The 12,426-nt window shown below is 52.0% G+C and carries 8 protein-coding genes; 6 read left to right on the forward strand and 2 right to left on the reverse strand.

Annotated elements, in window-relative coordinates; genetic code table 11:
* Positions 1 to 80: 80 nt before the first annotated feature.
* From REH51_RS14175 to REH51_RS14190, 4 genes are all read left to right on the forward strand, one after another.
* Positions 81 to 1,349, forward strand: a complete 1,269-nt coding sequence (locus REH51_RS14175; RefSeq protein ID WP_009722494.1) for an efflux RND transporter periplasmic adaptor subunit — start codon at positions 81 to 83, stop codon at positions 1,347 to 1,349.
* Entirely contained in the window at positions 1,349 to 4,540 is a 3,192-nt protein-coding gene (locus tag REH51_RS14180; RefSeq protein WP_009722495.1) for an efflux RND transporter permease subunit, read from the forward strand. The genes REH51_RS14175 and REH51_RS14180 overlap by 1 nt, the downstream gene beginning before the upstream one ends.
* 204 nt (positions 4,541 to 4,744) lie before the next feature.
* Positions 4,745 to 6,766, forward strand: coding sequence for an oleate hydratase (locus REH51_RS14185; RefSeq protein ID WP_009722496.1), 2,022 nt, complete (start codon positions 4,745 to 4,747; stop codon positions 6,764 to 6,766).
* Between the two features lie 247 nt (positions 6,767 to 7,013).
* Entirely contained in the window at positions 7,014 to 7,688 is a 675-nt protein-coding gene (locus REH51_RS14190) for a hypothetical protein (RefSeq protein WP_039868746.1), read from the forward strand.
* 26 nt (positions 7,689 to 7,714) lie between these two features.
* On the opposite strand, the gene REH51_RS14195 is transcribed toward REH51_RS14190, so the two are convergent.
* Both REH51_RS14195 and REH51_RS14200 read right to left on the reverse strand, forming a co-directional pair.
* The gene (locus tag REH51_RS14195) at positions 7,715 to 8,647 is read right to left on the reverse strand and encodes an alpha/beta fold hydrolase (protein WP_009722498.1); all 933 of its coding nucleotides are present in this window, start codon (positions 8,645 to 8,647) and stop codon (positions 7,715 to 7,717) included.
* Between the two features lie 62 nt (positions 8,648 to 8,709).
* Positions 8,710 to 9,321 (reverse strand): TetR family transcriptional regulator, encoded by a 612-nt coding sequence (locus REH51_RS14200; protein ID WP_009722499.1) that lies wholly within the window; start codon positions 9,319 to 9,321, stop codon positions 8,710 to 8,712.
* A 209-nt stretch (positions 9,322 to 9,530) separates the two neighbouring features.
* Here REH51_RS14200 and REH51_RS14205 point away from each other — a divergent pair, with 209 nt between their 5' ends.
* Together REH51_RS14205 and REH51_RS14210 are read left to right on the forward strand one after the other, a co-directional pair.
* On the forward strand, positions 9,531 to 10,562 hold the full coding sequence (locus tag REH51_RS14205) for a succinylglutamate desuccinylase/aspartoacylase family protein (protein ID WP_009722500.1): 1,032 nt from the start codon (positions 9,531 to 9,533) through the stop codon (positions 10,560 to 10,562).
* A gap of 327 nt (positions 10,563 to 10,889) precedes the next feature.
* A complete protein-coding gene (locus tag REH51_RS14210) occupies positions 10,890 to 12,344 on the forward strand; it encodes a catalase (protein WP_009722501.1) in 1,455 nt (484 codons plus the stop codon).
* Positions 12,345 to 12,426: the final 82 nt, after the last annotated feature.

The raw sequence follows: 12,426 nt of genomic DNA on the forward strand, positions 1-12,426 counted from the left end.
TTAGTTTTCTAACACGTTAAACCAATCAAGCGCAGTGCTGCTATCCGTCAATGTTGAAAAGATTAATGGGAAACCGACGTATGAAGAAGACGATTCACTCAGGTCGAGCGAGTCTAGTGACGCTGATAGCTGCATTGGCGCTAGCCGCATGCGGCCAGGAGCAGCCTCAGGAACAGCAGGCCGGGCAGCAGGAAGCTCCGCCTCATGCTGTAGAAGTAGCCGAAATAGCCCGCCAGGATATCCCGCTGGATAAATCTTACCCATCACTGCTGCGCAGCGACAGTGAGGTCACGCTTGTGGCGCGGGTAAATGGGTTTCTTGAAGAGCGCCATTTTGAGCCAGGACAGTTGGTAGAGCAGGGTGATCGGCTCTATACCATTGAGCCAGATCTCTACCAAGCAACGGTTAATCAGCGTGAAGCCGACTTGCAAAGTGCGCGCGCTGAACTTGCTCGTGCCCAGCGCGATGCGCAGCGTTTTGAGCAGTTGTTGAGCCAAAACTCGGTGAGCCGTCAACAGTATGACCAAGCACTGGCTGATCAGCGGGTTGCCCAAGCCAGCGTTGCTCAAGCAGATGCGGCGTTAACCAGCGCTAATATTGATTTAGGGTACTCAAACGTTACGGCACCCGTGTCTGGCATGATCAGCTTAAGCCAGATAAACGTTGGTAATTTGGTAACGCCAGGAACTGAGCTGGCCACTATCACGCCGCTTGATCCCCTTGAAGTACGTTTTCAACTACCTCAGCGCGATGCCTTTGAGCTGCGTCGTCAACTGGGTGAGAGCGGTAGCGCATCAGATATCACCGCGCGTTTGAGCGTGCCAGGACAAAGTGGCAGCGACAGCACTGACCTTGAAGGCCGCCTGGACTTCCTTGGTTCTCGTGTTGATACCGGCACCAGCACGGTACAAGCGTCAGCAACGTTCGCAAACCCCGATGGCGCTGTATTGCCTGGTCAGTTTGTACGGGTGCGGATTGAAGGCTTGAAGCGTTTCGATGTGCTGGCCGTACCAGAAATTGCCGTTACTCAGGGGTTAATGGGGCCACAGGTCTTTATTGTTGATGATGAAAACAAAGCCCGCGAGCGCACGGTTCAGCTCGGTGAAGTGGCTGGTCCATGGCAAATCATTCGTGATGGCCTTACCGCTGGTGAGCGCGTCATCGTAGGCGACCCCGCTGGCCTGGAGCCAGGCAGGGTAATTGACCCCCAGCCGTTTGAAGGTAACGCTGCCGCTATCGTCGAAGAAGCTGAGCAGGAAGACGCCCAGCAAGAAGCCCAGGAGGCTGAGGCAATGCAGGAGGGGGCGGCTGACGCACAGCCCGCTGAAGGGGAAGAGGGCGCGCAATAATGAACTTTTCCAACTTCTTCATCAGCCGACCGATTTTCGCCACCGTTTTGGCGATTATCTTGACGCTGGTAGGTACGATGGCGATGCGAATACTGCCGATTGAGCAGTATCCCAGCGTTGTACCTCCCACGGTGTCGGTACAGGCTCAGTTCCCAGGGGCTGATGCTGAAACAGTTGCGCAGACTGTAGCCGCACCGCTTGCTGAGGCCATCAATGGTGTTGAGGACATGCTGTACATGACCTCAAACAGTGCTGATAACGGCACCATGAGCCTGAGCGTGGCGTTCAATATCGGCACGGATGGTGATATCAATACCATCAACGTGAACAACCGAGTGCAGGGCGCACTTTCACAGCTACCCGAGGCAGTTCAGTCTCAAGGGGTGAAAGTCGAATTACGCTCTGACTCTATTTTGATGCTTGTTGCCTTGACGTCACCTAGCGGTGACTACAACAAGATATACATGCAGAACTACGCCACGCTTAATATCTTGGATGAGCTACGCCAAGTACCAGGCGTAGGTAATGCCGAAGTGTTGGGTGGTGGTGAGTTTGCTATGCGGGTGTGGATGGATCCCGATAAGCTGGCTCAGTACAACCTTACGCCCAGTGAAGTGGCCAGTGCTATTCGTGCGCAGAACACCGAGATTCCTGCGGGTAACTTAGCGGCAACGCCACAAAGCGAACCGCGCGCCTATACCTATACGATTACCGCCGGCGGGCGTTTGTCGGGCACTGATGATTTCCGCAATATCTTCCTGCGCACCAACCCGGACGGCTCTTCGCTGCGGCTAGAGGATGTGGCGCGTATTGAGTTGGGCGCTTCGTTCTATGGCGTGGATGCTCGCTTAAACGGCGCCACCATGACGCCAATTATTATTAACCAGCAACCTGGTGCAAACGCGCTGGAAACTGCAGATGCGGTACGCACCACCATGGAAGAGCTTTCGGGGCGTTTCCCGCCAGGGCTTGAGTATGTAACGCCTTATGACACCACTCTGTTTATTGATGCATCCGTAGAAACGGTACTAAAGACCTTCATCGAAGCGTTCCTGATCGTTATCGTTATTCTGTTTATCTTCTTGCAGAACTGGCGCTTTACGGTCATTGCTATGTCGGTCGTGCCGGTGTCGGTTATCGGCACCTTTGCGGGCTTTTACTTGTTTGGCTTCTCAATCAACCTGCTAACGCTTTTCGCCCTGGTGCTATCGATAGGGATAGTAGTGGACGATGCGATTCTGGTGGTCGAGAACGTCGAGCGGGTACTGAGCGAAGAAGACGATATTTCGGTGCGTGATGCGACTATTCGCGCGATGAAAGAGGTCGGTGGCCCAGTTATTGCCACGTCGCTTATTATGGCGGCGGTATTTGTGCCGGTAGCATTTTTGGGTGGTTTTACCGGGCAAATTTATCAGCAGTTTGCGATTACCGTGGCGATATCGGTGGCGCTGTCAGCGTTGATGGCACTGACATTCACCCCCGCGCTGTCGGCTATCTTTATTAAGCATAACCTGCATAAAACGAAACAGTCCGCGTTTCGGCGTGCGATTACCACGCCGCTGCGTCTGTTTGACCGCTTCTTCGCTGGCTTTACCGCCGTTTATATGTGGTTCGTGAAAAAGTTGGTGCGCTTCTGGGTGTTAGCGCTCGCGCTAACTGTGGCGGTGGGGGCTGGTTCTTACTGGCTCTATGCGAATACGCCTTCCACGCTAGTGCCGGAAACTGACCAAGGTATCGTGCTGGTCAGCGTTTCCTTGCCAGATGCCGCGTCACTTAGCCGAACGCAAGCTTACATGGCCGAGCTCAGTTCACAGATAGAAGCTATTCCTGGCGTTGAGTACTCCTCTGCGGTCGCAGGTTATGACATTCTGTCGAGCGCGGTTAATACGGCGCGTGGCATCATGTTTATCAACATGAAAACCTGGGCTGAGCGAGATCTAACCGCGAATGAATTGGTAGGCCGTATCATGCAGCTGGGCGCGAGCATTGATGGTGGTTCGGCGATGGCGTTTAACGTGCCGCCAATAATGGGACTCTCGACAACGGGTGGCTTCACTGGCTACTTGCAATCTTTTGAGGGTGCTTCCACGCGTGAGCTTTATCAAGCGTCATTGCAAATTATGCAGGCAGCTAACCAGCATCCGGCTCTGAGTCGCGTATTCACGACATTTAATGTCAACGTACCTTCTTACCGTGCGGATATAGACCAGCAAAAAGCACTCAGCTATGGCGTTGCTCTTGAAAATATCAACTCAGCGCTAGCCAATACCTTTGGTAATGGTTTTGTTAACTTCTTTAGCTACCAAAACCGCAACTTCCAGGTCTATTTACAGAATGAAGATGAATTCCGTAAAACACCGGATGATGTCAGTAGTGTTTATGTGCGCGGTGGCAATGGCGAGCGTATTCCGCTTTCCGAGTTTGTAACGCTTGAACGCCAAACTGGCCCATCGGTGGTCTCCCGTTTCGGTGTTTATGCGGGCGCTCAGTTCCAAGGCAACCCAGCGCCAGGTTACAGCTCTGCACAGGCTATTGAAGCCATGGAGGAAGTGGTTCAGGAAACGCTAGGTAGAAACTGGGGCATGGGCTGGACAGGTACGGCGTACCAAGAGTCTAACCTTGGTAATACCGCCACGCTTGCTATCGTGTTTGGTATCTTGATGGTGTTCTTGATCCTGGCGGCGCAGTATGAAAGTTGGTCGCTTCCTCTCGCAGTACTAACCGCCACGCCGTTCGCCTTCTTAGGGGGGATTGGTGGCATTGTGCTGCGCGGCCTGGACACCAGTGTTTATGTCCAGATTGGGATGCTGGTGGTCGTTGGCTTGGCTGCTAAGAACGCGATATTAATTGTCGAGTTTGCTGAGATGCAGCGCAAAGAGCAGGGCAAGTCGATTCGTGAAGCAGCGATTACTGCTGCAGAGCTTCGCTTCCGTCCCATCGTCATGACCTCGCTGGCCTTTATCTTCGGCACCTTGCCGTTGGCACTGGCCTCTGGCGCAAGTGATGTGAGCAGTCACCACATAGGTACCACCGTTGCGGTCGGTATGGCATCTGTTGCCGTGCTAGGAAGCCTGTTTATTCCAAGCTTCTACGCAATGATTGCCACGGTCTCCGATTGGCTCTATCGCAAACGCCACCCTGACCGGGATGGTAACAACGAGCAGGCAGCGCTAGGTCACGACCAACCGTAACGCTGTTTAGCGGCTTGCTAGCGGGCACCCTGTTTTCAGGGTGCCCGTTTTTTTGAATGCGTTATCTCTGTTGTTTCCGGTATTTGTAATAAATACTGCTGCTTAGATGGATTTCTGTGTTAATTATTTATGGTTTTAAGCGTTTAGTGAGTTTTTTAAACTACACTTAATTGATAGTGGCTACCCAGAAAAGGATATCTATCAATGAGTAAATCTAACGCCTCAACAGCATCTGTTTCAAAGCTGAAAGCCCATATTGATGCACTAGAGAAGCAGCCTCTCGATATTGCGCCAGACGCCTCATCAAGACACTTACACAACGGTGTCGACACGCCATTTCCACCCGCCGATCTACATGGCAGCTACACCAACAATCGCCCGCTTCCAACCGACGGTATTGAGGGGCGTCATGCCTGGATCGTTGGCGGCGGCATTGCAGGGTTGTCTGCTGCCTTCTTCCTGATTCGTGACGGCCACATGCCGGCTGGCAATATCACCTTCCTAGAGGAGCAGAGCATAGAAGGTGGCTCGCTGGATGGTGCTGGCAACGCGGAAGAAGGCTATATCGTGCGTGGAGGCCGTGAAATGGAGATGACCTACCAGAATTTCTGGGACGTCTTCTCGGAAATACCGGCTCTGGAGTTGCCGCCACCATTTACTGTGCTGGATGAGTATCGCATCGTTAATGACGCCGACAAAAACTGGTCAAAAGCGCGCCTGTTGGAAAAGCAGGGTCAGATCAAAGACTTCTCCACCATGAACCTCTCCAAACGCCAGCAGTTGGAAGTCGTCAAGCTACTGCTAGCGCGCAAAGAGGATTTGGATGATGTCAGCGTAGAGCAGTGGTTCAGTGAGGGATTCCTGGAAACTAATTTCTATACCTTCTGGCGCACTATGTTTGCCTTCCAGAACTGGCATTCAGCACTTGAAATGAAACTGTACATGCATCGCTTTCTGCACTTGATGGATGGGCTTAACGATATGACGTCGCTGGTGTTTCCGAAGTACAACCAGTTCGACAGTTTTGTCCGGCCACTGATGAGTTGGCTGAAGGATCAGGGGGTGAAGGTTGAGTACGACACGGTTGTCGAAAATCTAGACATGGAGACTCTGGAAGGCGGCAGGAGAACCGTCACCACGATTCAGTGCCATGGCAGTAACGGCGGTAAAACTATCCCAGTCGGCCCCCGCGACTTGGTGTTTGTCACCACTGGTTCGATGACCGAAGATACTGCTTATGGCGATGATGACACCGTTCCACAGTTGAAAGACAACGTGCAGGCTGGCGAGGGATCAGGCTGGCAACTGTGGAAGAATCTCGCAGAAAAATCCGATATCTTCGGGAAGCCAGAAAAGTTCTGCGGGGACGTTCCACGCTCTACCTGGGAGTCAGTAACGCTTACCTGTAAGCCTTCGCCTCTGATGGATAAACTTAAAGAACTGTCGGTTAATGACCCTTATTCAGGGTTCACGGCTACAGGCGGGATTATCACCTTTACAGACTCTTCCTGGTTAATGAGCTTTACCTGTAATCGCCAGCCACACTTCCCCGACCAGCCCGATGATGTGATTGTGCTATGGACATACGCATTGTTGATGGACAAGCCCGGCGATTATGTCAAAAAGCCAATGCCTGAGTGCACTGGGAAAGAAGTGCTGACCGAGATGTGTTATCACCTTGGCTTGATTGATCAGCTCGACGCTATACTGGCTGCCACCAAAACGCGTATCGCGCTAATGCCTTATATCACCGCTCAATTCATGCCAAGAGCCAAGGGGGATCGCCCCAGCGTAGTGCCTGAAGGTTGCACCAACCTTGCCTGCATGGGGCAGTTTGTAGAAACCCATAACGACGTTGTGTTCACCCTGGAAAGCTCGGTAAGAACTGCCCGTATTGGTGCCTATAGCTTGCTCGGGCTCAAGAAACAGGTGCCGGATATCTATCCCGGTCAATACGATGTGCGTCGCTTGTTACGGGCAACTCGTACTCTTAATAGTGACGAAGCATTTATGGGTGAAGGTGTTTTACGGCGTATTCTGGGGGGAACCTACTTTGAGAATATTCTGCCGCTTGGCCGGGAGGAAACCCCAAATGATCTCCACCATCATGGGTTGTTTGAGCATCAGCTTCAGGCTGTTCGTAGTTTGTTGGGCGAAAACCATACCCTTGATGAAGTGAAAAGCCGGTTTCAGGAACTAAGGGATAAGTTGCGGGGGCGGCGCTAATTGTGGCTAATCTTGCTTAGTTAATTGGTTGTCTCAGCTCGCCGCCTTTGCGCGGTGAGTTGAGGCAGTTTCCGTACAAGCCCCGGGGCAGAGCTTTTGGGCGATAAGTGATGGGAGTCAAGGTAGCTAAACGCATAAACGCGTAAGGTGGTCTACGCTAAAAGAGACCCTGTTTTTAGCTTGTGCTAATAAATATAACGTCAAGCGAAAACATCACCAGGCTTTGTCTGGAGGAGAACACGCCATGATGCAATCACTTGTTTCCGCTGCACTGCAGTTTCCAACGGTTGTCTTTACCTTCTTGTTGGCATTGATAGCGCTCTATTGGCTACTGGTTTTAATCAGGCTTGCGCCGCTGGAGCTGTTTGAACGTGATAGCCTGCGCGACGACCACATGGCCAGCACACTTGTGTCTTTAGGCTTTGCGGGCGTGCCTGCCACGCTTGCGTTAAGCTTTTTGGTACTTTTTGCGGGTGCTATTTCGTTGGCCATCGAGTTATTAGCCCTCCGCTGGTTATCGCTGGGTATGCTTCGGGTGCCTGTCGGCGTGCTCGTGCTGTGGATCTCATTTGCGGTTGCGTCGCCAGTTGCGGCAGCCGTGTGCCATTCATTACAACGCGCGCTTCATCGCTATCAGCCGTTCAAACGTCGCTGTTTATTGGGCGCTACCGTCGTTGTTTCAGAACGCCAGAATGATGAATACGCATCTGCTCAGTTGGCAAATGAACCAAGCAGCGCAGTCAAATTGCACTGCAAAGCGGGGGATTGCCCGCAAGCTGGCGAGCGCCGAGTGCTAGTGAAGTATCTAGCCGACGAAGGCGCGTACCGCAGTGTGATTGAGCAGCAATATCTTGATACGCGTGTTCGCGTGAATAAGCTTCGCTTGCATCGCAAGCATCATTCGAACGGCTATTCCACCTAGCGAATGTTGTTTAGCCAACGTATTGTCTAGCCAAATAGGCGCCGCCACTGCTTAATGAACCACTGGCCAATAGGGTGCGAAGTAGAGGAGGCGCTTGTTGGGTTGCTGTGGGGGAAAGCGCTTAGTGGCGTGTCGAGAAACTGACGAAGGGGTGTTACTTGTTCGGAATGATTGAGCATAGGAGCATGGCCACAGCCTGGGGCTGTGAAAGTAACTAAGCCGGGTTGCACCTCTTTCATACGTGGCAGCGTTTCGGCATCCAGTAGCGCTGATTCGGCACCTCGAATCACCATCACAGGGCAATGGATGTTCGCCCAATCTGCCCATGTGTCTCGCGGTGTGTCATGGATGAATTGCTCACCAATACGGGGGTCGAAGTGATAGGTCCAGCTACCATCAGGTAGTCGCCGTGCGCTTCCCAATGCCAGCGCTCGCCATTCAGCATCATTGGTAATCCCAAAGCTTGCGTAGTGCTGTGTCAGCTCTTTTTGTAGGTCTGCAAAGTTCGTAAAACGGTGGGTTAGGCTGAAGTAACCGGAGAGCGCGATTAGGCCATCTTTATTCAGTTCAGGCCCAACATCGTTCAGGATAAGCCTAGAAATCCGATGTCGATGCGTTTTATCGGCAGCGAGTAGCATGCCCAATAGCCCACCCATGGAGGTGCCCAGCCAGTCGACCTGTTTTAATTGAAAATGATCTAGCACGCCTATCGCCACGGTCATGTAGTGGCTGTAGAGATAGTCGTGGGCAGGAAACAGTGACCAACTTGAAAGGCCGCGCCCGGGCGTATCTGGCGCAAGAATACGCCATTCGCTGCCCAACTGGTGGGCCAACGCTTCGAAATCACCGCCGTGGCGAGCAAGGCCATGCCATGCAACTAGCGTGCGGGGTGCGTCGGGATTCCAAATGCGCACAGCGATATCAAGTTCGCGGATACGAACAAATTCCAATGCATCCATAAAATAATCCTATGCTGACAATCCGCTCAGTATAGGTGTATTGCTGCAATGCAGCGAGATGGTTAGCGCTTCATCATGGTGATCAAGCTATCGATGAGTTCACCGCCGCGTTCGCGCAGTGAAAAAGATTCTGGATTTCGCAACCAATCGTGAAATAAGCCACCCAGCGCCGCCTGCATAAGCCGCGTTGCCACTTCGGGGGTTAGATCATCGCGTAGCAACTGCTGCTGCTTGGCCAATTGAAATACCAACAGCATTTCATCGAAACACTCGTCTGCGATCTCATCTTGCATCTGAATCGGATTGATATCGCTAAAGAATTCACAGCGATGCAGCAAAATCGATAAAATGCGTTGATGTGAAGGCTGCTCTAGGCGATTGAGTCCGGCATGGCATGCAAGCTGTATGGCTACCAGGGGCGAGACGGTTGGGTCAGCATTGTTGACCTCTTCCATCAACGACTGGAAGGGCATACGCACACGCTCCACCAGCGCCATAAAAAGATCGCCTTTATTTTTAAAATGCCAATATACAGCACCGCGCGTTAGGTCAGCATGACGAGCAATTTGCTCCAGCGATGTGCGAGCTACGCCTTTTGCGAAAAACACCTCTTCGGCCGCATCCAACAGCGCTTCGCGAGTTGCAGCAGCCTCCGCTTTGGTTTTTCTTGCCATATAAAAACGTAACCTCAGTAATCGACACGTGATAAGTCCATTTTATCTTATGTGCACCACTTTTTACATTCAAAACTGTATGGTTAATTGCTTTAGCTCATAACGTGGGTTAACAAATTCGTTATTTGTCGGTAAAAAGCGTATAAGATTTATTTAGAAACGCCGTTTCGAAACGAAACCGTCATTACGCACGCTATAGGAATTTCAGCATGGCGCGAGCACCTTTTACCCTGGCAGGGCACACTGTAATGCCAGGCCAACGCTTACAAATTGATGTGCCTGTGGCACGCCTATATACCCATACGCAGCTGCATATTCCGGTTGAAGTTGTGCATGGGCGTAAAGATGGCCCGGTTATGCTGGTGTGCGGTGGGATTCACGGCGATGAAATTAATGGGGTAGAGATTGTTCGTCGCCTGCTGCGTTCCAAAGCAATCAATAGCTTGCGTGGCACGTTAATTGCTGTGCCTGTGGTGAATGTCTTCGGTTTTTTGCAGCAAACGCGTTATTTACCTGACCGCCGCGATTTGAATCGCTGTTTTCCGGGCAGTGAAAAGGGCTCGTTAGGTGGGCGCATTGCGGCGCTATTCCGCGATGAAATTGTCGATCACGCCACGCATATTATCGATTTGCATACCGGTGCTATTCACCGTACCAACCTTCCGCAAATTCGTGCTCAGTTGCAGCCTGGCAGTGAAACTGAGCGCATGGCTGATGCGTTTGGTGCTCCCGTTGTGCTCAATGCAGAGCTTCGCGAAGGTAGCCTGCGCCACTATGCCCAAAATCGCGGAATTCCGGTGCTTACCTATGAAGCCGGTGAGGCGCTACGTTTTGATGAGTGGGCAATTGCCCCCGGCGTGCGTGGCGTTTTACGCGTGATGCGCCGCTTAGGCATGCTGGCGGGCGAACAGCGCCGCCGCTCACCGATGCCAGCAGAACTTGCCAATGGCTCTAGCTGGGCGAGGGCACCTATCGATGGCATCTTGCGCCCCAAGGTGCGCCTGGGCGCCCGGGTAGCAAAAGGCGAGGTGCTCGGTAAAGTGGCAGACCCCTTCGGCAATGATGAAGGTGAAGTGCTTTCTATGGCCGACGGCATTGTTATTGGTATGAGCCGCCTGCCACTAGCGAACGAAGGTGAAGCGCTTTATCACATTGCCCGTTTTGATGAGATTGAAGAAGCTGAGACGGCGATTGAAAATTTTCAATCAAGCCTAACGCCTCAGCCTGATGCGATGTATTGATACTCGGCTTTGGTACTTGGTACTTGGTACTTGGTACTTGGTACGGTGATGAGCACTGTTACTAAGGGTGCTCTACAAAGAGACCTTTGAACATCTGCTCACAAGCCGTTGTTGAAAATTATTGTTAAAGGCTTTTCATTAAAAAATTATAGCTAAAAACTATTTGCTTAATAGCGAAAGAGACCGAGTCACAGATGGCGTGATGCACGTGAGTTGGCTATACCTGTGGGGTGGCCGCTTTAGCTTAGATTAATATAGCCTGTTAAAGGTGGCCTTTTTCCAGTGGTACGGATCGTGCCATGTCGAATGTGACAAGGAGGAAGTGTTATGAGCAGTGATAGCCAGCATCCCACTACGAATGAGTCAGGTATTCCGGTTTCAAGCGACGAGCATGCCCTATCAGTAGGGCCTGATGGCCCCATTGTTATGCACGATCACTATTTGATGGAGCAAATGGCGGCGTTTAACCGTGAGATGATTCCTGACCGACAACCTCATGCAAAGGGGAGTGGTGCCTTTGGGCATTTTGAAGTAACCCACGATGTTAGCCATTATACCAAAGCCAAGTTTCTACAACCGGGCACTAAGACCGACGTGCTGATTCGCTTTTCGACCGTCGCCGGGGAGAGCGGCAGCCCTGACACATGGCGCGACCCCCGCGGTTTCTCGATTAAGTTTTATACCGAAGAAGGCAACTTCGACATGGTGGGTAACAATACCCCCGTGTTTTTTGTTCGCGACCCGATGAAATTCCAACACTTTATTCACTCGCAAAAACGCCGAGCGGATAATGGCCTGCGTGACCACGATATGCAGTGGGATTTTTGGACATTGGCACCTGAGTCAGCTCACCAAGTGGCATGGTTGATGGGCGATCGAGGCGTGCCAGCCACGTGGCGGCACATGAACGGTTACTCCAGTCACACCTATATGTGGGTAAATGCTGAAGGAGAACGGTTTTGGGTGAAGTATCACTTCAAAACTGATCAAGAGATTAAATGCATGACCCAAGAGCAGGCCGATCAGATGGCCGGCAGTGATGCTGATTATCATCGTCGTGACTTGTTCGAGGCCATTAAGCGGGGCGACTATCCTACGTGGACGCTCAACATGCAGATTATGCCGTTTGATGATGCCAAGACCTACCGAGTGAATCCTTTTGACTTGACCAAAGTGTGGTCCCATAAAGACTACCCGTTAATCGAAGTTGGTAAGCTGACGCTCGACCGTAATCCCACGGATTTTCATAGCGAAATTGAGCAAGCCGCGTTTGAACCTAATAACATGGTGCCGGGGACCGGATTATCACCGGACAAAATGCTATTGGCACGCTCTATCTCTTATGCTGACGCTCACCGTGCCCGCTTGGGTGTGAACTACAAGCATATCCCAGTGAATACCCCAAAATGCCCCGTGCACAGCTATAGCCAAGGTGGCGCGATGCGTATTCGGCACGCCACCGATCCTGTGTATACGCCCAATAGCAAAGGCGGGCCGAAAGCCGATGCTCAGCGTTACCCAGAAGATGCGGTGTGGTCGACAGACGGAAAGTTTGTACGTGCGGCCTATACGCTCAGAAAAGACGATGACGACTGGAGCCAAGCCCATGCGTTAGTGCGTGAAGTCATGGATGATGCCCAGCGTGATCGCTTAGTGTCGAATGTGGTAGGACACTTATCCGGTGGCGTTACCGAGCCTGTATTAGCACGTGCTTTTGAGTACTGGCGCAATATTGATCAAGAGGTCGGCGAGCGGATTGAGCAGGGCGTTCGCAATCCATAGCGGTGCGTTTTTGCGGCTAACGCACTCAAGCCGCTAGGCTAGTTTCGACTGTAGCTAACGGCAGCCCGCAGTCCAACTAGGA

It is taken from the genome of Halomonas bluephagenesis, from assembly GCF_054790765.1.